The sequence below is a fragment of the Massilia sp. CFBP9026 genome, assembly GCF_034045165.1.
In the GTDB taxonomy this organism is placed as follows: domain Bacteria; phylum Pseudomonadota; class Gammaproteobacteria; order Burkholderiales; family Burkholderiaceae_D; genus Telluria; species Telluria arenae.
The window spans coordinates 345,154-365,836 of sequence record NZ_JAXCWH010000001.1 but is presented as its reverse complement, the minus strand read 5'-3'; the positions used below and the strand labels follow the sequence as shown (position 1 = coordinate 365,836).

Here is a 20,683-nt window from a genome sequence, read left to right as displayed (position 1 = left end):
CTAGACGGTTTGCGAGTGGCGCGGCCCCTCGCCCGGCCGGGCGAGGTAGCGGTCGAACACCATGCACACGTTGCGGATCAACAGGCGGCCCTTCATCGTGACGGTCAGCCACTCCGGCCCCACCTGCACCAGGCCGTCGTCCTGCATCTTGAGGAGCAGCCCCAGCTCGGCGGCGAAGTGCTGGTCGAACGCGATCGGGAAAGCCTGCTCGATGGCCGGGATCGACAGCTCGAATTGGCACATGAGCTTCTGGATGATCGCGCGGCGCAGGGCGTCGTCCATCGACAGGCGGATGCCGCGCTGCACCGGCAACTCGTTCTGGTCGATCAGGTCGTAGTACTCGTCGAGCGTCTTGACGTTCTGGCTGTAGGTGGCGCCCACCGCGCCGATGCTCGACACCCCGCAGGCCACCAGGTCGGCGTCGGCATGGGTCGAGTAGCCCTGGAAGTTGCGGTGCAGGCGACCCTGGCGCTGGGCCACGGCCAGGTCGTCGTCGGGCTTGGCGAAATGGTCCATGCCGATGTACACATAGCCGGCCGCGCCGAGGCGCTCGATGCACAGCTGGAGCATCTTGAGCTTGGTGTCGCTGTCCGGCATGTCCGCATCCAGGATGCGCCGCTGCGGCTTGAACAGGTGCGGCATGTGGGCATAGTGATAGACCGAGATGCGGTCCGGGCTGGCCTTGATCACCTTGTCCAGGGTTTGCGTCATGCTGTCCAGCGTCTGCTTCGGCAGGCCGTAGATCAGGTCGATGCTCACCGAACGGAAACCCGCGTCGCGCGCGGCGTCGATGATGGCCACCGTCTCGGCCTCGGGCTGGACCCGGTTGACCGCCGTCTGCACGTCGGGATCGAAATCCTGTACGCCCAGGCTGATCCGGTTGAAACCCTGGCGCCGCAGGCTGTGCACCCGTTCGGTCGAGACGGTGCGCGGGTCGACCTCGATCGAATATTCACCGCGCTCGTCGGGCGCGAAGCTGAAGCAGCGCCGCAGGTGCGTCATCAGCTCGCCCATCTGCTCGTCCGACAGGTAAGTGGGGGTGCCGCCGCCGAAGTGCAGCTGCTCGACCTCGTTCATGCCGGCGAACAGCAGGCCCTGCATCTCGACCTCGCGCTTCAGGTAGGACAGGTAAGTCGCCGCCTTGTCGCGGCGCTTGGTGACGATCTTGTTGCAGGCGCAGTAATAGCAGACGCTTTCGCAGAACGGGATGTGCAGGTACAGCGATAGAGGACGCTTGCCGCGGGTGCGCACGCTGGCCACCGCATGCAGGTAGTCGCGGTAGCCGAAGTCGGGGCTGAAGCGGTCGGCCGTCGGGTAGGACGTATAACGGGGGCCGGACTTGCCGAGCCGCGCCAGCAGGTCGCCATCGAATTCGACGACCGGGTGGAGCTCGATGGCGGGTTGGGATGGGACCTGGGTGGGGACCGGCGCGGGGGACGCCGCTTGCACTTCTGCGAACATGACTGAGGTACTCCAGCTGCTGGCCACTTTGCGGAAATGCAAAGTGGCACGATTAGCTGCTAGTTTATTGATCTACTTCACGCGAATCCTTGACATGCATCAAATATGGAAGAGTTGACCTAGCCGCGGTGCTGGAACTTGAATACCGACAAGGCCAGCGACAGGCGCGCCGCTTCATCGGCCACGCTGCCCGACGACACGGCCGATTCCTCGACCTGGGCGGCGTTCTGCCGCGTGATCGCGTCCAGCTCGTTCATGGCCGCATTCACGCCGAGGATGTCCTGGGCCTGTTCGCGGCTGGCGGCGGTGATCGCGCTCATGATGGCAGCCGCCTCGGCCACCTGGTCGACCACCGCGCGCATGGTCTGGCCGGCCTGGCCGACCAGTTCGGTCCCCTCGCCCACGTGGCCGCTGGAGACCTCGATCAGTCCCTTGATCTCCTTGGCGGCACCGGCGGTACGCTGGGCCAGGCTGCGCACCTCGCCGGCCACGACGGCGAAGCCGCGCCCCTGCTCGCCGGCCCTGGCCGCCTCCACCGCCGCGTTCAGCGCCAGCAGATTGGTCTGGAAGGCGATGCCGTCGATCAGGCCGATGATGTCGCCGATGCGGTTGGCCGAACCGCTGATCCGGTCCATGGTCTGGCCGACGCGCTCGACCGCCTGGCCGCCCTGGCCAGCCACCGTGGTGGCGGCCAGCACCATGCCGTCGGCCTGCACCGCACTGTCGGTATTGCGGCCGGCGGCGCGCGCGATATTTCCCAGGCTGCTCGCGGTCTGCTCCAGGCTCGCGGCCTGGGCTTCGGTACGGCTGGCCAGGTCGGCGTTGCCGGCGGCGATCGCGCGGGTGGCCAGTTCGATCGAGCTGACGTTGTCGCGCACGTCGCCCATGATGGCGGTGAGGTTGATGTTCAGCTGGCGCAGCGCCAGCTGCAGGCGGCCGATCTCCCCGCCGCCAGGCGCCGGAACGGGACGCGCCAGGTCGCCGCCGGCCAGCGCATAGACCGTCGCGACGGCATCCTGCAGGGGCCGCGCGATGCTGCGGTTGAGTTCATACCAGACCGCCAGCGAGGCCAGCACGCCGGCGCCGGCCAGCACGCGCCAGCCCAGGCCATCGGCGGCGGCGCCGAGCGCGGCCAGCAACAAGGCCTGCCCGCCCATCATCCAGCCCACGCGCTGGCGCAGCGGCAGCTCGCGCACGGCGGCCAGGACGTTCAGGCGCCGGCGCCAGCCGGTGCGCACCACCTGGCCGCGCACGATGCCCAGGCCGTCCGCATTCCCGGCGCGGATCTGGCGGTACAGCCGGTCGGCCTGCTCGATCTGCTGGCGTGTGGGCGCGGTGCGCACCGACATATAGCCGGTCACGCGGCCGCGCTCCTGGATCGGCACCACGTTCGCCACCACCCAGTAGAAGTCGCCGTTCTTGCGGCGGTTCTTGACCAGGCCGGTCCAGGGTTCGCCCGCCTGAAGGGTCGCCCACAGGTCGGCGAAGGCTTCGGGCGGCATGTCGGGGTGGCGCACCATATTGTGGGCCTTGCCCAGCAGCTCGCCCTCGCTGAAACCGCTGACGTCGACAAAGCTCGGGTTGACGTAGGTGATGCGGCCCTTGGTATCGGTCTTCGAGACGATCGACTGTCCCGCTTGCATCACGTATTCGATCCCGGTAACTGGCTGGTTATTGCGCACTGTGCTCGCTCCTTATTGCTTTTGAGAAATATAGTTTATTGCATTCTAACGACGAGCAAATGCGAAAAATATGACCTGCATCAAAAATGCGATGGTCCACCATGCTATGTAACCAAGAGAATCTTGATTTGCTTCAATGTCTTGCTTTCACGGTAAACTTGTGGGATGGACAATCTCACTCACTCCCTCGTGGGCCTGGCGCTGGGCGAACTCGCCAACCGCGCCCTGCCCGCCCATCCCGATCCCGATAAAGCGCGCACGCGCCGCCGTGTTCTGCTCGCCACTGGCGCGCTGGCCAGCAATTTCCCCGACCTGGACCTGGTGCTGACGCCCTTGCTGGCGCCGCCGCTCGGCTATCTGCTGCACCACCGCGGCCATACGCATACGCTCCTGTATGCCCTGCCCCAGATCGCACTGCTGCTCGGCCTGTTATGGCTGCTGTGGCCGGGCGCGCGGCGGCTGATGGGTGATGACCGCCCGGCGCGGCGTGCGGTGCTGGCCACTGCCGCCGTCGGCATGGTGCTGCACCTGTCGCTCGACTTCCTCAACGTGTATGGCGTGCACCCCTTCCACCCGCTCGATTCGCGCTGGCTGTATGGCGACATGGTGTTCATCATCGAGCCGGTGTTCTGGACCGCGCTCGGGATCGCGCTGGCCTTGCTCGTGCCGAACCGGGTGCTGCGCTGGCTGTTTGCGGCCCTTATCCTGGCCGCACCTGTGGCGTTTACCTATCTGGGCTTCCTTCAATGGGGCTCGCTGGCCGGGCTGCTGATCGTGGCTTGTGTAGTGGCCGTGATGGCGCGCCGTGGCGGGTCGGCCGGCCTGGTCACCGCGATCGTGGCCTGCCTGGGCTTCATCGCGGTGCAGGGCGTGGCCGGTCACCTGGCGCGCGAGCAGATCCGGTCGGCGCTAGCCCAGCTCGAACCAGGCAGCCGCATCCTCGACATGCCGCTGTCGGCCTTCCCTTCCAATCCCCTGTGCTGGTCGTTTGCGGCCATCACCGACAACGGCGCCGCCGGCAGCTATGCGGTGCGTATCGGCGCCCTGAGCCTGGCGCCAGGCGTGAGCGACGTCGCCGCCTGCCCGGCGCGCTTCGGCGGCGAGCCTGGCTCCGCGCAGAGAACGCTGTCATGGAAATACAAGGAAGACGGCAGCTTGGCTGGGCTGCGCGCACTACAGCAGGACAACTGCCATTTTGACGGCTGGCTGCGCTTCGCGCGCGTGCCCTCGCTGATCGACGGCAAGGCCACCGATATCCGCTTCAGCGCGCCTGGAGTCGATAATTTCTCGACCCTGCCGTATGTGGAGATGGCGGCCCTGCCCTGCCCGGCGCCGGTGCCGCAATGGGAACGGCCGCGCCAGGATCTGCTGGATGGGCGATGAACGGCGTGCGTCAAAAGTAGATCCTAAAGCAGAGCCGAATTTCACGCCCGGTAACGTATGATCGAACGCAACCGTCCCAAGACCGAACAGGAGGATTGATGACTACCGAACTTGCCCTGCTGGCCTGGACCCTGGTGCTGGCCCTGGTGCAGATCCTGCTGCCCTCCACCCTGCGTACCCAGGAGACGGGCGCGCAATACAATATGAGCGCGCGCGATGACGCCGCGCCGCCGCCGCGCCCGGTAACGGCGCGCCTGCAGCGGGCGCAGGCCAATCTGTTCGAGACCCTGCCGCTGTTCGCGGCGGCGGTGCTGATCGCCCATGTCTCGGGCACGCACGGCGCCTTGACCTTGTGGGGTTGCTGGCTCTACCTGCTGGCGCGCATCGTCTACGTGCCGCTGTACGCGGCCGGCATCCCGGTACTGCGCACGCTGGTGTGGCTGGTGTCGGTGGCCGGCCTGGTGCTGATCCTGTTTGCGCTGCTGACGGCCTAGCCTGGCGGGACAGCGCCGCCGTTGGCGACGGCCAGGCGCAGCTGTTCCAGCGTGGCGTCGTCCGGCTCGGCCGTGACCGGCAGTCCCTGCGCCTTCTGGAAGTCGATCACCGCCATCTCGGTGCCCTGCCCCAGGATGCCGTCGATGCCGCGCGGCCGGTAGCCGAGATAGGTCAGCCAGGCTTGCGCCATGCGCACCGTGATGCTCGGCGTCCCCTTGAGCTCATACAGGTCGTGGAAGTGGGCGAGCCTGCGGTCGTAGCCATGCCTGGCATAGGCCGCGCCGTTATAGAAAAAGGCCACGCGGGTCCATTTCTTTTGCGCGAACGCCTGGCGCAAGGGAGGATTGGCGCTGATGAAGCGCTGCGCGGCCGCCAGCTGTTCGTCCTCTCCCTCGCAAAAGCGCGCCACCATCTCCTCGGTGCTCGGGTAACCGAGACGGGTCGCGTGGTAGCCCATGACCTGCCCGAGTCCCCACGAGGCGCTGTCGAACGCGGCCTGGCGGTCCGGTCGCATCGCCCGCTCCAGGCGTGCATATTCGGCGCCGCCGCCGAGGTGGCCGCCCACCGTCGTTGCACTGATCTCGGCATGCGCATCGTGCCTGCCGCCGGTGCGGCGGTGGAACACATGGCGTTCGAACAGGATCTTGGGCCGCCGGTCGGGCAGGAAGCCAAAGCCGCTGGTCTCCACCGCGATCAAGGCCCAGAGCGACTCGGCATCGGCCTCGAGCGACTGCTTCGCCCGTTCGAACCCGGCGTTCGACAGCGGCGCCGCACCGCCTTGAAAAGCCGTCATCATCGTCTCCCAGGACACTAGGCCAGAACCAGTTGCAGGGGGCGGGCCTCATCGTCGGCGTCCACCACCAGCGTCTGCCCACCGTGGACCTCGCGGCCGGCGCGCCGGCCGTGCGCCTCGACCCGGTACGGCCGTCCCGGCGCCAGCGCAAGCTCCACGCAGCCGTCCCCCGGAACGCCCACCCGGATGCCGTCCACGCTCAGGGCCGCCGATCCTTCTTCCAGGTCGTCGTCGACGCACAGGCGGATGTGGACCGGCTCGGCGGACGTATCCTCTCCGGGCCGAACGCCCAGGCGCAGGGGCTGGAGGCCGGCATCGCTGGTTCCCGGCCCCCACGTTGCCACCGGCACTGCGCCACCCTGGCTGTCAAGCCCGGCCGGGGCCGCGGCCGGACGGCCCGGCAGCGTGGCCCGCGGGTGCAGGCCGTTGGCGACGCCGCGGATCATCAGCAGGATGGTTTCCGAGCCAAAGCCGGCCAGGAAGGCGAGCGCCACGGCGCCGGCCTGGCTCGCGGGATCGAGCACCTGGTAGGCCGTGATCGCGATCAGCGGGGCGGATGCAAACTGCATGATCTGGAACACCAGTTCCTCGCGCCCCTGGCGCGCATCGATCGCCGGTTCGGCCGCGGTTCCCACGAACCCCCGTTCGGACCACTTCTGGATCTCGGGCACGCGCCGCGACAGGCTGACGGCCCCGCCGAACAAGGCCACGATCACGAAGGGCAACGGCACCACCACGCCGCCCGTGATGTCGACCCGATTGCCCGGGGAGCCGAGCAGGCATGCCTCGAGCGAGCTCGACGTGCATGGCAGTTCGGACTGGGCACGCAGGGCGCCACCGATGTTGACGAGCCACTGGTTATGGGCGGGCCGGGGAGCTGGCTCGGTGTCGGCTGCGCTCGCGGCGGCGGCCGGGCGGCCCTCCTCCACCTGCGCGCCAGTCCTGGGGACGGGCCGCCCATCAGGATCGCAGCGCAGCTGGGCCGCGGCGTCCGCATCCGCGACGCAACCCGACACGATGCCGATCGGCTCGCTCCCGAGCGCCTGGCTCTTCACAAAAGGCGGAATCATCAGGACCGCGAAGGAAGCGATCACGAAGAAGTAGGCGAACTTGACCTGCTCACGGCGCCGCGCCAGCGGATCGCCGGTGAAGGCGTGGATGAACCAGCCAGCGGCGCAGGCAATGGTGACCAGCAGCAGGAGCTTATAGGCGTGCGGCGCAGGAGATTCGCGCAGCGCGGCGCCATCGGCGGTGCCGGTAGCCAGCGCGACGAGATGGGGCTCGACGAGGTAGGCGATGGCCGTGACCAGGCACAGCAGCAGGAGCAGGACGGAAAAAGTCACGCTCCAGTTTCCTCTGTGCATGATGATCTCCGCGGGCCGACCTTGCTTCTTAGGATCGCCCGAACCCGATTTGGTTCGCGCGGCCCTAGCGCGCCGCGTGCGGCCCGACCTGGCCGACGCCGATGCCGCGCCCGGTCGCCGCCCAGTAGATCCGTCCGGCATCGGCGGTCCACAGCAGCGGGGTCAGGTCTGACATTTAGACACGGCCTCGACAATAAACGTGCTTGAAGGCTGAGCTCGTGTCTGAAAGTCAGACCTGACCCTCGCTTTTCTGCAGGCGAGGACGAGGGCGACAAACGGACGGATCATCGGCGTGGACCGGCAAGGTGGCGAGGAGGTCAACACACGGCAGCGGGGTCCGGCAGCGGGGTCAGGTCTGACATTTAGACACGGCCTCGACAATAAACGTGCTTGAAGGCTGAGCTCGTGTCTGAAAGTCAGACCTGACCCTCGCTTTGACCCTCGCTTTTCTGCAGACCCTCGCTTTTCTGCAGGCGAGGACGAGGGCGACAAACGGACGGATCATCGGCGTGGACCGGCAAGGTGGCGAGGAGGTCAACGCTAATCCTTCACTTCTTGCTTGTCAACAAAACCATCCCAGCACAGGACGCCGCGATATTTCACCCCTGTTTGATCGCGATCAACCGTGCGCCTGACATGCTCCCTTGCGCGGCGTATAGTGAAACGCCGTGCGCCACGTTCCAGTCTCGCGTTCGAACGGAGTCATCACCATGTTCAAGACCATACTCGTCCATGTCGACGGCGGCCCCTGCCAGGAGAGCCGCCTGCGCGCGGCCGCGCTGCTCGCCGGCGCGCACGGCGCCCACCTGGTGGGCAGCGCCGCCACCGGGCTGTCGATGGCCAGTTATGCGGTGCTCAACGGCTCGATGGCCATGCCGGTCTCCAACCGCGAATTCCAGGAATTGCGCGACGCCGTCACGGTCGTGCTCGACGATTTCGTGGCCCAGGCCGAGCGCCTCGGCATCCACGGCGCCGAGACGCGCATGGTCGAGGACGCCGACCGCGACGGCCTGCTGCTGCAAGCGCGCTATGCCGACCTGGTCGTGGTCAGCCAGGACAATGGGCGCGGCGCCCACCGCGCCACGACCGAACGGGGCCTGCCCCAATACCTCGCCCTGCACGGCGCCCGTCCGGTGCTGGTGGTGCCCGACACCTACCACGGCAAGCCGATCCCCGGCAACGCGCTGGTCGGCTGGGACGGCAGCATGCCGGCCCAGCGCGCGATCAGCGCCGCCCTGCCCCTGCTGGCCCAGGCCGGCACCGTGCACCTGGCGCTGGTCAACCCCGACCGGCAATCGGGCCTGCACGGCGACGAACCGGGCGCCGACATGGCGCACTACCTGGCGCGCCACGGCCTGAAGGTCGACGTCGCCGTCGCGCACACCCGCGCCACCGAGGGCGAGGCCCTGATGGACATGGCGCGCGACTGCCACGCCGGGCTGATGGTCACCGGCGCCTTCGGCCACAGCCGCTACCGCGAATGGATCCTGGGCGGCGTCACGCGCGACGTGCTCGACCATGCCCCGGCGCCGCTCCTGATCGCCCATTGAATCCTGACCCCACTTGCCACTATTTCCGCCATGACTTTTCACCACTATCCAGGAGGCAGCGCCGGCGCCATCGGCGCCGCGATCCGCCATGCACGCCGCCACCTGTGCGCCCGCCTGGCCGACACGGCCGACAGCAGCTGCACGCCGGACGACCGCTTCGTGCACGCCTTCCCCGCCGTCGTCACCGCGGTCGAGGTGGGGTTCCGGCACGAAGAGCTGGTCATGGAATCGCTCGACTACGAACGGCTGCACGAACACCGCGCCGAGAACGCCACCATCCTGGCCGCACTGCACCGCGCCATGCCGCTGGTCGAGGATGGCGACGTCACGCTCGGCCGCCAGCTGGTGGCGGCGCTGCTCGACCTGCTGTCGCTGCACCGGATCAGCACCGACCTGGCGCTGGCCACGGCGCCGCATGCGCCGGCCGGCCGCACCGGTGGGCGGGTGCCGCGCATCATGCTGCATCGGGGTGGGCACGCCGGATGGCGCTCGCGGTAGGCCTACTTCAAGCCGGCGCGATTGCGCCGAATTACCTTGCCCGACACCATGAACGTGCCGTCGCCCTTGTAGTGCAGGGTCTTGGGATGACGCGGCCGCGGCGCGACGCGCGCCGCCACCACTTCCCAGATGAAGAAATCGTAGCGCCCGACCAGGCTGTCGTCGTGCAGCCGGCACTCGAACTGGGCGTGACACTCGCGGATCGACGGCGCCGCCACCTGCTCGCTGGCCTCCGGCGTCAGGCCGAAGGCGGCGAACTTGTCGATCTCGGCGCCGGTGGTCGAACCGACGCCCAGCACCGCCTCGAGCTGGCGCGTCGTCGGCAGGTTGATCACGCACTCGCCGCTGGCGCGGATCAGGCCGTGGCTGTGGTTGGCGGACGAGATCACGCAGCCGATCAGCGACGGACTGAATTCCATCACCGTGTGCCACCCCATCACCATGACGTCGCGCTCATCGGCGTGGCATGAGGTCACCAATACCACCGGCCCCGGTTCCAGGTAACGCCGCACCTCGTGCAGCGGCAGGTCGTGCTTGCGTGCCATCCGTCCTCCCATCGTGAGCCCGGCCATATTATCGCCCTGCCCGGATGCGTCCGGCGTACGCTTGCCGGCGCCGCACGCGACAGCAGAAAAATTCTAGCGCCGGCGCGCGCACGCGGCGGACAATGCGACAAGATACGACCCGCTGCCGCCACTACAGACACGAGGCTTGCCATGGATTCCGGCCCATCCGCCCCCACCAGAATCGCCTTCCTCGACTTCGAACTGCTGCTCGCCCAGCGCCTGCTGCTGCGCGCCGGCCGCCCGCTGCCGATCGGGGCGCGCGCCTACGACCTGCTGGTGCTGCTGGCCTCCCAGCCCGGCGAAGTATTGAGCAACCGCGTGCTGATGGCCGGGGTGTGGCCGCGCAGGGTGGTGGTCGAGGCCAACCTGCGGGTGCAGATTGCGGCCCTGCGCAAGCTGCTCGGCGACGGCGGCAGCGCGATCGTGAACGTGGCCGGCCGCGGCTATGCCTTTACCGCCGTACCCGCTCCCCAGCTTGCCCCGGATGCTCAGGCCCCAGCCGGCGCCACCGCGTCCTGCAGCGCCTCGATCGTCGCCGGCTTGGTCAGGTGCACGTCGAAGCCCGCCGCCAACGCGCGCGCGACATCGTCCTGCTGCCCATAGCCGGTCAACGCCACCAGCCGCAGCGCGGCGCCGGCGGCCGGGGCGGCCGGTACGCCCGCATCAGCGCGCAGGGCCGCGGCCAGCGCATAGCCATCCATATCGGGCAGGCCGATGTCGAGGATCGCCACCTCGGGCGGCTCGACCAGGGCCAGCGCGCGCGCCTGGGCCGCGCTATGGGCCACCCGCACCGCATGGCCAAGGTGGCGCAGCAGCAGCGCGCTGGCCGCGGCCGCATCCTCGTTGTCGTCGACCAGCAGGATGCGGCGTCCCGGCGCCGCCGGCGCCAGCGGGACCGGCTCGCTCGCCGCGCTCGGCGCGCCGAGCGGCAGGATCACCTCGAAGCGGCTGCCGGCGCCCGGGCCGTCACTGTAGGCTGCGACCCGGCCGCCATGCAGCTGGGCGATCTCGCGCACGATCGCCAGGCCGAGTCCGAGGCCGCCGGTGCGCCGCGCCAGCGGTTGCGGCGCCTGGTAAAACGGCTCGAACACGCGCGCCAGCAGTTCCGGCGCCATGCCGGCGCCGTTGTCGCTCACGCCCAGCACCGCCTCGCCATCCAGCGCCGCCAGCGTGACGCGGGTGTCGTTGCTGCCGAAGCGGGCCGCGTTCGACAGCAGGTTGCCCAGCACCTGCACCAGGCGGGTCTCGTCACCAACGACCCAGACCTCCGGCGGCGCCTCCAGGGCGATCGGCTCGCCCGGCAGGGCCGCCACCGCGTGGCGCGCCAGTTCGGCCAGGTTCAGCGGGCGGGTCTCGATCGCCAGCTTGCCGGAAGCGATGCGCGAGACATCAAGCAGGTCGTCGACCAGGCGCCGCAGGTGGGTCACCTGGCGCCGCATGACGGCACGCTCGCGCTGGCTGCCCGATTCGTTGCGCAAATCCATCAGGTCGAGCGAGGTCAGGATCGGGCTGAGCGGATTGCGCAGTTCGTGGCCCAGCATGGCCAGGAAGGCGTCCTTGGCCTGGCCGGCCTGGCGCGCCTGGGCCAGCGCTTCCTCGAGCGATGCCAGCAGGCGCGAACGCTCCTCTTCCTGCGCCGCGCGGCGGCTGGCGGCAGCCTCCAGTGCCTGGCCCATCTCGCGGATTTCCTTGATCCGCGACGGCGCCACCCGCACCGTGCGCGCGCTGCCCAGGGCGGCGGCGCCGGCCTGCACGCTCTCGATGCGGCGCACGATGCGGCCCGAGAGCCACGAGGCCAGCGCGATGCAGGCGCTCAGCACCACCCAGGCGCCCAGCATGTAGACCGCGAAGCGCTGGAAGAAGCCGACCCCGAAGCCGGCGCTGGGGGCGCCCACCGCCACCACCCAGCCATAGCGTGGCGAGGTGGTGTAGGCGCTGATCACGTCGTCGCCCTCGAGCGCGGTGGTGGCGCCCACGCCCTCCGGGCCGCCGCTCTTCATCAGCGCCACGAGCGAAGCGCTGGGTGCGCCGACCACGGTGCGTTCCTGGTCGCGCGAGCGCGCCACCAGCGCGCCGCCGCCGTCCATCACCGCGATCACGGACTCGGGCGGAATCTTCTGGCGCGTGATCACGTCCAGGAAGCGGTCCGGCTGGACCACGGCGGTCAGCACCCAGGGCTGGCCGTCGGGACCGGTGACCGGGATCCGCACCGGCACCGCCGGGCGCCCGCCCTGCCCTCGCGCCACGCGGCCGGCCATCGGGCGGCGCTCCTCCATCGCCCGGTGCAGGCTGGCCGGATCGGCGACGCGCGCCGCCGGCGCCCCGTACGGCGCCATGGTGCGAAACAGCGGACGGCCGGTCGCATCGGACAGCACCACACCCAGCCAGTCGGGCCGCGACAGGCGGCTGGCGGTGTCGTGGAAGGCGCGCAGGTCGCCGCTGGCGAGCTGCGGACTCTTGGCGATGCCGCTCAGGGCGGCCACGGTGGCGTCGAGCTCGGCGTCGACGGCGCTCGACAGCGCGCGCGCATGGCCGACCATCATCCTTTCCTGCTCCTGTTCCAGATACAGGCCGGCGCCGTGGATGGTCCAGGCGCCCAGCAGGACGAGCGGCAGCAGGCCGATCGCGGTGAGCAGGATCAGGAGGTGTCGAAGGGACAGGACGGGTCCGGCAACGGCGCGCATGGGTGTTCCAGAGAGGAAACTCTCATTATAGGATGAGCTGGCCAGATCCTTGCGGTTTTTGCGGGATCGACGGTCAGGATCAGCGCGGAATCGACAGCGCCAGCGTTTCCTTCAGCTCTTCCATCACCACATAGCTCTTCGACTGGCCGGCGTCGGCCACGTGCAGGATCTCGCCCAGCAGGCGCCGGTATTCGGACATCTCGGGAATGCGCGCCTTGATCAGGTAGTCGAAGTCGCCTGACACCAGGTGGCATTCCATCACCTCGGGAATTGCCAGCATCGCGCGCCGGAAGCGTTCGAAGGCCTTGTCGGATTTCTGATGCAGGTTAATCTCGACAAACACCAGGATCTGCATGCCCAGCGCCTGCGGATTGATGCGCGCGTAGTAGCCCTGGATGACGCCGTCGCGCTCCATGCGCTTGACCCGCTCGATGCAGGGCGTGAGCGACAGCCCGACCTGCTCGGCCAGGTCCTTCATCACGATCCGCGCATCCTGCTGCAGGATGGACAGGATGTGCAGGTCGATCCGGTCCAGGATGCGGTTCGAGGCTTTTTGTACACGCATGGCTTCAATCCAGAATATTTGCTGAAAAATGACGTATTAACAGAAACAATTATCTCCCTACCCGCGATACGATGGCAACCTTTTCTGGATTCAGCTTTCGAGGGATATATGCGAGTCATCGTATTGGGCAGCGGCGTGGTCGGCGTCACCACCGCGTATTACCTGGCGCAGGCCGGCCATGAGGTCACCGTCATCGACCGCCAGCCCGGTCCGGCCCTCGAGACCAGTTTCGCCAACGCCGGCCAGATCTCGCCCGGCTATGCCTCGCCCTGGGCCGCGCCCGGCATTCCCCTCAAGGCCGCCAAGTGGCTGTTCCAGCGCCACGCGCCGCTGGCGATCCGTCCCGACGGCTCGCTGTTCCAGCTGCAGTGGATGTGGGAGATGTACCGCAACTGCGACCCGTCCCGCTACGCCGTCAACAAGGAACGCATGGTGCGCCTGGCCGAGTACAGCCGCGACTGCATGCGCGCGCTGCGGCGCGACACCGGCATCGCCTACGAAGGCCGCCAGCAGGGCACGGTGCAGCTGTTCCGCACCCGCCAGCAGTTCGACGGCGCCGCCAAGGACATCGAGGTGCTGCGCGATGCCGGCGTCGCCTACGAAGTGCTGGAAGGCGCGCAGCTGGCCACGGCCGAACCGGCGCTGGCCAATGTGGCCGACAAGCTGGTCGGCGGCCTGCGCCTGCCGAACGACGAAACCGGCGACTGCCAGCTGTTCACCACCCGCCTCACCGCCATGGCGCGCGAGCTGGGCGTGCGCTTCGAATTCGACACCACGATCCGCCATCTGAATGAAGCGGGCGGCGAGATCGTCTCCGTCATGACCGACAAGGGCGAGTTCAAGGCCGATCGTTATGTTCTCGCCCTGGGCAGCTATTCGCGCCTGCTGCTGCAGCGCTGGTTCCCGCTGCCGGTCTATCCGATGAAGGGCTATTCGCTGACGGTGCCGATCACGGACGCCGCCCGCGCCCCGGTGTCGACCATCCTCGACGAGACCTACAAGATCGCCGTGACCCGCTTCGACGACCGCATCCGCGTCGGCGGCATGGCCGAGCTCTCCGGTTACAACCTCGACCTCAATCCACGCCGCCGTGAAACCCTGGAGCTGGTCGTCAACGACCTGTTCCCGGGCGCGGGCGACACCGCCCAGGCCAGCTTCTGGACCGGCCTGCGCCCAATGACGCCGGACAGCACCCCGGTGGTGGGCGCCACGCCGCTGCGCAACCTGTTCCTGAATACCGGCCACGGCACGCTCGGCTGGACCATGGCGGCCGGCTCGGCCAGCGTGATCGCCGACCTGGTGGGCGGCAAGGCGCCGTCGATCCGCGCCGACGACCTGGCCGTGTTCCGCTACGCGGGCAGCAGCGGCGCTGCCGCCGGCGGCAAGCTGGCGCAGGCGTGACGCCATGAGCGAGCAGGCAAGCTGCGCCCGCGCCGGGGCCATCCTCACGGTCGACCTGGACGCGGTGCGCGCCAACTACCGCCTGCTGCGCGAACGCGGCCAGGCCGATGGCGCGCAGGCCGCCTGCGCGGCCGTGCTCAAGGCCGACGCCTATGGGCTCGGCATGGACAAGGTCGCGCAAGCGCTGGTGCGCGAAGGCTGCCGCAGCTTCTTCGTGGCCCACCTCGACGAAGGCATCCGCCTGCGCCAGCTGGTGCCCGCGGATTGCACCATCCACGTAATGCATGGCGCGATGCCGGGCACGGCGCGCGACTGCGTCGAGCACGACCTGGTGCCGGTGTTGAACGACCCCGGCCAGGTGGCCGAATGGCGCGCGCTGGCAGGTGAGCTCGGACGCCAGCTGCCGGCCGCGCTGCAGGTGGATACCGGCATGTCGCGCATGGGCCTGGCCCCGGCCGATCTCGAGCGCCTGCGCCAGGACCCGGCCTGGCTCGAAGGCATCGACCTGCGCCTGGTGATGAGCCACCTGGCCTGCGCCGACGTGCCGGCGCATCCGCTCAACGACCGCCAGCGCCTGCGTTTCCAAGAGGTGCGCGCGCTGTTCCCCGGCGTGCCGGCCAGCCTGGCCAACTCCTCGGGCGTGTTCCTGGGCCGCGCCTGGCACTTCGACCTGCTGCGTCCGGGTTGCGCGCTGTACGGCATCAATCCCCAGCCCGGCCACGCCAACCCGCTGGCACAGGCGGTGTCGCTGGCGGCGCGCGTGGTGCAGCTGCGCACCGTGACCGCCGGCGACATCGTCGGCTATGGCGCGCGCTATGTCGCGCCGGGCGAGCGCCGCATCGCCACCATCGCCATCGGCTATGCCGACGGCTGGCTGCGCGCCCTCACCGGCCACTCGCAAGCCTTCGTCGATGGCGTGGCCGTGCCCTTCGCCGGCACCGTGTCGATGGACAGCATCACGCTCGATGTCACCGGCATCCCTGAAGCGCGGATCGCGCCCGGCCAGACGGTCGACCTCCTGTGCCCGCAGCAGACGGTGGACGAGGTCGCGGGCCAGGCCGGCACCATCGGCTACGAGGTGCTGACCCGCCTGGGTGCGCGCTTTTACCGTCATTACGTCGGCGGCTAGAACAACTCCAGGTTCGGCGATGGCGGCGGCGCCGCCCGCTTCGGCGCCAGCGGCGCCGCCCAAGCTTTCATGGCCTCGGCCGGGTAATGCCGCAGGAAGCTGCGCGCGACGTCCGTGTCGCGGCAAGCCAGCCAGTCCCCCACTTCTTCCTGCCCCAGCAACACCAGCGAGCGCTTCTCGTCGCCCGGCTTGTGCATGCGCCGCATCAGCGGATGGTCGTCGGCATTGATGGTGATCTGGGTGAAGGCGGTCGACATGGCGCCGTCGGCCTCCTGCCACTCGCGCCACAGCCCCGCCACCCAGAACAACTCATCGTCGACCATGCCGATCGCGGTGCGCTCGGCGCGTCCGCTCTCGTAGCACGGCTCGTAGAACCACAGCATCGGCACCGCGCACAGCTGCAGGCGGCGCCAGGCCGGGGCGAACGAGCGCCGCTCGAGCAGCGATTCGGCGCGCGCATTCATGGTGTCGAAGGGTTTGACCTCGGGCGGGATGTGGCGCCGCGGCACCATGCCATAGCTGGCCACGCAGGCTTCCAGCGGCAAGCCGGGCGCGGCGCGCAGGATCGGCGCCGCGTAATCCTTCCAGCTCTCCTCGGGCCAGTGCCAGTCGCGCGGCAGGATACTGAACGCGCCGATGCGACCATTGAACTGCTCGGGAGTCGGGGGACGATAATTAACGCACATGAAAGGGACCTGGGAATTGTTGCCTAATAATAACAGTGGCGACGAACATGGCGTCTTCCATGTTAACTGAAGTGTAAAATGCATCGTCCACTTTTTAGCATTCGCACCGATGCCGCCAGCCAGCCTTCCCTTCCTGCCCGCCACTGACGAGACGTCGCGACTGATAGTAGCATTCCCCTGGGATACCACGAGCCTGGGCCCGATCGAAGACTGGCCGACCGTGCTCAAGACCACGGTGGCCCTGATCATGGCCACCCCGGCGCCGATCGTCACCCTGTGGGGCGAGGACGGCTACATGATCTACAACGACGCCTACCGGGTATTCGCCGGCGGGCGCCACCCGGTGTTGCTCGGCTCGAAGGTGCGCGAAGGCTGGCCCGAGGTGGCCGACTTCAACGACAACGTGATGAAGGTGGGCCTGGCGGGCGGCACCCTCAGCTACCAGGACCAGGAACTGACCCTGCACCGCAGCGGCCAGCCCGAGCCGGTCTGGATGAACCTCGATTATTCGCCGATCCGCGACCCGGAAGGCCGCATCGCCGGCGTGATGTCGGTGGTGGTGGAGACGTCGAGCAAGGTCAAGGCCGAACGCCATGTGCGCGCCGAGCGCGAACGCCTGAACAATATGTTCGAGCAGGCGCCCGGCTTCATCTGCCTGCTGGAGGGCGGCGAGCACCGCTACGCCCTGGCCAACGACGCCTACCGCGCGCTGACCGGCCACCGTCCCCTGCTCGGCATGCCGGTGGCGCAGGCGGTGCCGGAGCTGGCCGAACACGGCATCGTCGAGGTGCTCGACCGCTGCTTCGCCGATGGCACGACCTTCCGCGCCGAGGGCGTCGAACTCACGCTGCGCAATCCCGGCCTGGACGCGCCGGTACGCACCTTCATCGACTTCGTGCTGCAGCCGCTGCGCGACGCCAACGGCGCCGTGTACGCCACCTTCGTGGAAGGCAACGACGTCACCGAACGGGTGAGCGCCGAACGCGCGCTGCGTTCCAGCGAGGCGCGCTTCCGCACCTTCGCCCAGGCCATGCCCAATCACGTGTGGGCGGCGCGCGAGGATGGCAGCGTGGAATGGATCAACGACCGCGTGCATGAGTATGCCAGCGCCGGCGCCGATCCGCAGGGCGTGCTGGGCCGCGGCTGGGGTTCGCTGATACACCCGGACGACGCCGCGCGCTACCGCACGCTGTGGGACGCCAGCGTGGCGTCCGGCGCCCCGCTCGACGCCCAGATCCGGCTGCGCCGCCACGACGGCGAATACCGCTGGCACTTGGTGCGCGCGCGCCGCTCGCCGGGCGAGGCCGGCGAAGGCGCCCTGTGGATCGGCAGCAGCATCGACATCGAGGAACAGAAACGCGCCAGCGAGGCGCTGGCCGCCGTCAACGCCACCCTCGAGGAACGGGTCGAGCGCCGCACGGCCGAGCGCGACCGCATGTGGCGGCTGTCGAAGGACATCATGCTGGTGGCCGACTTCCAGGGGAGCTTGTCCGCCGTGAACCCTGCTTTCACGAACATCCTTGGCTGGCTTGAATCCGAGGTGCTCGCCACGCCGCTGCTCGACCTGGTGCACCCGGACGACCGCGAACCCACCACGCGCCAGATCGAGGCGCTGCGCCTGGGCGGCCAGGTTTACCGCTTCGAGAACCGCTATCGGCGCAAGAACGGCAGCTGGTGCCACCTGTCCTGGACCGCCTCGCCCGACGAGCAGTACATCCATGCGGTGGGCCGCGACATCAGCACCGACCTGGCCCAGATGGAAGCCATGCGGCGCACCGAAGCCGCGCTGCAGCAGGCGCAGAAGATGGAAACCATCGGCAAACTCACCGGTGGCGTGGCGCACGACTTCAACAACCTGCTGCAGGTCATCGGCGGCAACCTGCAACTGATCGCGCGCCGCGCCGACGGCCTGCCCGAGATCAAGAAGCGCGTCGAGAATGCGATGAACGGCGTCGAGCGCGGCGCCAAGCTGGCCAGCTCCCTGCTGTCGTTCGCGCGCCGCCAGCCGCTCGAGCCGAAGGCGGTCAAGATCGGCCGCCTGCTGGGCAGCATGGAAGACATGATGCGGCGCGCCCTGGGCGAAGAGATCGACGTCGAGATGGTGATGTCGGGCGGCCTGTGGACCACCGAGGTCGACCCGGCCCAGCTCGAGAACGCGATCCTGAACCTGGCGATCAATGCACGCGACGCCATGGACGGCGCCGGCAAGCTGACCATCGAGGTCGCCAATGCCGCGCTGGACGCCGGCTACTGCGCCGCCCACCCCGAGGTCACGCCCGGCCAGTACGTGCTGCTGGCCGTCAGCGACACCGGCAGCGGCATGCCGCAGGAAGTCATCGACCAGGCCTTCGAGCCCTTCTTCTCGACCAAGCCCGAGGGCAAGGGCACGGGCCTGGGGCTGTCGATGGTGTATGGCCTGGTCAAGCAGTCGGGCGGTCACGTCAAGATCTACAGCGAGGTCGGCGAAGGCAGTACGGTCAAGATCTACCTGCCACGTTCGCTGCAGGCCGAGGACCTCGCCGGCGAGCAGCTGGCGCAGCCGGTGACCGGTGGCCACGAGACCGTGCTGGTGGTCGAGGACGACGAGCAGGTGCGCCTGACCGTGGTCGACCTGCTGACCGACCTGGGCTACCGGGTGCTGCGCGCCAACGACGCCGCCTCGGCCCTGACCGTGATCGACAGCGGCATCCACATCGACCTGCTGTTCACCGACGTCGTGATGCCGGGGCCCCTGCGCAGCCCGGAGCTGGCCAGGAAGGCGCGCGAGCGCCTGCCGAACGTCGCGGTGCTGTTCACCTCGGGCTATACCGAGAACGCGATCGTGCACGGCGGCCGGCTCGACCCGGGCGTCGAACTACTGGGCAAGCCGTATACCCGTGACAACCTGGCGCGCAAGATCCGCCACGTGCTGACCAACCAGCAGCAGAAGAACGCCGCCCTGCAGCCGTCGTCCGGCGCCGCCGCGCCGGCCGGCTCCAAGGCGCGCGTGCTGCTGGTGGAAGACGAGGACGACATCCGCGAGAACACCGCGGAACTGTTGCGCATCATGGGCTATGAAGTGCTGGAGGCGGCCAGCGCCGAAGCGGCGCTGGCGCTGCTGGACAAGCAGCCGGACATCGTGCTGACCGACCTGCAGCTGCCGGGCATGGGAGGCGAAGCGCTGGCGCAGGCGCTGCGGCAAAGACTGCCGCGCGCGCGGATCGTCTTCATGAGCGGGGCCAGCCACGCGTCGGAGGCAGCCGACGCGCTGCTGCCCAAGCCCTACGATGCCGGGCAGCTCCAGGCGCTGCTGGAAAAGCTCGCCTAGAACTGGTGGTTGACGCCCAGGTCGAGGTGGCGGACGCGTTGCGGCGCCTTCTTGCTCGACACGTCGGCGTAGAGACGGGTGCGCTTCGATAAGTCGTACTCGTAGCCGAGCGAGGCCTGCCTGGTCGTGGACGATTCGTCCACGTCCTTCCAGCCGTAGCCCGCCAGCACCCGGCCGGGGCCGAGCGCCTGCTGCAGGCCGATGACCCAGGCCTTGCTGTGCGCCTGTACGACCCGGATATGGGACTGGTCTTGCCTGGTATGCGACACCATCACCCGCGTCGACGACGCCAGCACCAGCGACAACCCGGCGGCGTAAAGGCGGCTTTCAACGGCATTGCGCTCGAAGGCCAGCATCATCGACAGGTCCTTGCGACGATACGTGGCCGTCAGCGATACCGGCGTGCTTGATGCCGCCGCGTTCGCGGGATATTGCGGATCTTGTGCACTGCCCTTGCCGATCAGGGGCGGCCCGCCATTCGCCTCGCGCGTGCCGACCGTCGCATTGAGCTGCATGCCGGCCACCTCGGGCGAGTTGTAGAAAAGCCCGTTCGACATCCGGTTGGTCGAGTTGCCGACCGGGCCGAGCGGGTCGGACGTGAAGCCCGCAATGGTGAGATCGGTCTGGAAACCGGCCGGCGTCGGCGACCCATACCATGGGTCAAAGGCCGCGCTCGACTCCTGGAAGGCGGTCAGGCCGCGCCCCAGCCTCACCGTGCCGAAAGCGCCTCTCAGGCCGACCCGGCTCTGTCCCTGGAACAGGGGGCGCTGCGCACCTCCCGGCCCTTGCTCGGCGCTGCCGGTGTCCGGCTCGTAGCGAATCTCCAGCTGGAACAAGGCATCGAGGCCGTTGCCGAGCGCCTCGCTCCCCTTGATGCCCAGCGTATTGTTGGCGCGCTTGCCGAGCGCCAGCGGCTGGCCGCTACGCTTGATCAAGCCGATATCGATATTGCCATAGAACTGGACCGACGATTGCGCGTATGCGCTGCCGATGAATGCACTCAATAGTGCCAGCGGGGGAAGCAGGATGTTCACGAAGATCAGGAATGAAACGATGTGTAGGGGGGGGACAGTGCCGGAGCGGGCTCCGGCACTGGACGACGGGGGAATGATGGTGAGA

At 68.6% G+C, this 20,683-nt stretch carries 17 protein-coding genes; 8 read left to right on the top strand and 9 right to left on the bottom strand.

All coding sequences use genetic code 11. The annotated features are described in order from the left end of the window. Positions 1-1,461: an oxygen-independent coproporphyrinogen III oxidase gene (gene hemN, locus SOM28_RS01525; protein ID WP_320466954.1), complete on the bottom strand. Its 1,461-nt coding sequence runs from the start codon at positions 1,459-1,461 to the stop codon at positions 1-3. Between the two features lie 119 nt (positions 1,462-1,580). Continuing rightward, positions 1,581-3,143, bottom strand: a complete 1,563-nt coding sequence (locus SOM28_RS01520) for a methyl-accepting chemotaxis protein (protein WP_320466953.1) — start codon at positions 3,141-3,143, stop codon at positions 1,581-1,583. Between the two features lie 165 nt (positions 3,144-3,308). Between SOM28_RS01520 and SOM28_RS01515 the strand changes: the two genes are divergently transcribed. Beyond that, positions 3,309-4,526 carry a metal-dependent hydrolase gene (locus SOM28_RS01515; protein ID WP_320466952.1) on the top strand — a complete coding sequence of 406 codons (1,218 nt, stop codon included), beginning with the start codon at positions 3,309-3,311 and terminating at the stop codon, positions 4,524-4,526. Between the two features lie 98 nt (positions 4,527-4,624). Next, the gene (locus SOM28_RS01510) at positions 4,625-5,020 is read left to right on the top strand and encodes an MAPEG family protein (protein ID WP_123069172.1); all 396 of its coding nucleotides are present in this window, start codon (positions 4,625-4,627) and stop codon (positions 5,018-5,020) included. Here SOM28_RS01510 and SOM28_RS01505 read toward each other — a convergent pair. Further along, complete coding sequence (locus tag SOM28_RS01505) at positions 5,017-5,814, bottom strand: N-acetylmuramidase domain-containing protein (protein ID WP_320466951.1); 798 nt, start codon at positions 5,812-5,814, stop codon at positions 5,017-5,019. The genes SOM28_RS01510 and SOM28_RS01505 overlap by 4 nt on opposite strands. Before the next feature lie 17 nt (positions 5,815-5,831). Next, positions 5,832-7,157 (bottom strand): hypothetical protein, encoded by a 1,326-nt coding sequence (locus tag SOM28_RS01500; protein WP_320466950.1) that lies wholly within the window; start codon positions 7,155-7,157, stop codon positions 5,832-5,834. A 731-nt stretch (positions 7,158-7,888) separates the two neighbouring features. Between SOM28_RS01500 and SOM28_RS01495 the strand changes: the two genes are divergently transcribed. Together SOM28_RS01495 and SOM28_RS01490 are read left to right on the top strand one after the other, a co-directional pair. After that, positions 7,889-8,728 carry a universal stress protein gene (locus SOM28_RS01495; protein WP_320466949.1) on the top strand — a complete coding sequence of 280 codons (840 nt, stop codon included), beginning with the start codon at positions 7,889-7,891 and terminating at the stop codon, positions 8,726-8,728. A 30-nt stretch (positions 8,729-8,758) separates the two neighbouring features. Further along, entirely contained in the window at positions 8,759-9,226 is a 468-nt protein-coding gene (locus tag SOM28_RS01490; RefSeq protein ID WP_320466948.1) for a hypothetical protein, read from the top strand. A gap of 2 nt (positions 9,227-9,228) precedes the next feature. On the opposite strand, the gene SOM28_RS01485 is transcribed toward SOM28_RS01490, so the two are convergent. Further along, positions 9,229-9,771 (bottom strand): flavin reductase family protein, encoded by a 543-nt coding sequence (locus SOM28_RS01485; RefSeq protein ID WP_320466947.1) that lies wholly within the window; start codon positions 9,769-9,771, stop codon positions 9,229-9,231. A gap of 171 nt (positions 9,772-9,942) precedes the next feature. On the opposite strand from SOM28_RS01485, the gene SOM28_RS01480 reads away from it, so the two are divergent. Then, positions 9,943-10,395: a winged helix-turn-helix domain-containing protein gene (locus SOM28_RS01480; RefSeq protein ID WP_320466946.1), complete on the top strand. Its 453-nt coding sequence runs from the start codon at positions 9,943-9,945 to the stop codon at positions 10,393-10,395. On the opposite strand, the gene SOM28_RS01475 is transcribed toward SOM28_RS01480, so the two are convergent. Both SOM28_RS01475 and SOM28_RS01470 read right to left on the bottom strand, forming a co-directional pair. Beyond that, positions 10,281-12,476 (bottom strand): hybrid sensor histidine kinase/response regulator, encoded by a 2,196-nt coding sequence (locus tag SOM28_RS01475; protein WP_320466945.1) that lies wholly within the window; start codon positions 12,474-12,476, stop codon positions 10,281-10,283. The two genes, SOM28_RS01480 and SOM28_RS01475, sit on opposite strands and share 115 nt — an antisense overlap. A 79-nt stretch (positions 12,477-12,555) precedes the next feature. Further along, positions 12,556-13,041 carry an Lrp/AsnC ligand binding domain-containing protein gene (locus SOM28_RS01470; protein ID WP_005667188.1) on the bottom strand — a complete coding sequence of 162 codons (486 nt, stop codon included), beginning with the start codon at positions 13,039-13,041 and terminating at the stop codon, positions 12,556-12,558. Positions 13,042-13,149: 108 nt separating this feature from the next. Between SOM28_RS01470 and SOM28_RS01465 the strand changes: the two genes are divergently transcribed. Next, positions 13,150-14,442 carry a D-amino acid dehydrogenase gene (locus SOM28_RS01465; protein WP_320466944.1) on the top strand — a complete coding sequence of 431 codons (1,293 nt, stop codon included), beginning with the start codon at positions 13,150-13,152 and terminating at the stop codon, positions 14,440-14,442. Positions 14,443-14,446: 4 nt separating this feature from the next. Next, positions 14,447-15,571 carry an alanine racemase gene (gene alr, locus SOM28_RS01460; RefSeq protein ID WP_320466943.1) on the top strand — a complete coding sequence of 375 codons (1,125 nt, stop codon included), beginning with the start codon at positions 14,447-14,449 and terminating at the stop codon, positions 15,569-15,571. Here alr and SOM28_RS01455 read toward each other — a convergent pair. Then, a complete protein-coding gene (locus tag SOM28_RS01455; protein WP_320466942.1) occupies positions 15,568-16,257 on the bottom strand; it encodes an SOS response-associated peptidase family protein in 690 nt (229 codons plus the stop codon). The genes alr and SOM28_RS01455 overlap by 4 nt on opposite strands. A gap of 109 nt (positions 16,258-16,366) precedes the next feature. Between SOM28_RS01455 and SOM28_RS01450 the strand changes: the two genes are divergently transcribed. Further along, complete coding sequence (locus SOM28_RS01450; protein ID WP_320466941.1) at positions 16,367-19,564, top strand: hybrid sensor histidine kinase/response regulator; 3,198 nt, start codon at positions 16,367-16,369, stop codon at positions 19,562-19,564. Here SOM28_RS01450 and SOM28_RS01445 read toward each other — a convergent pair. Beyond that, positions 19,561-20,598 (bottom strand): porin, encoded by a 1,038-nt coding sequence (locus SOM28_RS01445; protein ID WP_320466940.1) that lies wholly within the window; start codon positions 20,596-20,598, stop codon positions 19,561-19,563. The two genes, SOM28_RS01450 and SOM28_RS01445, sit on opposite strands and share 4 nt — an antisense overlap. Between the last annotated feature and the right edge of the window lie 85 nt (positions 20,599-20,683).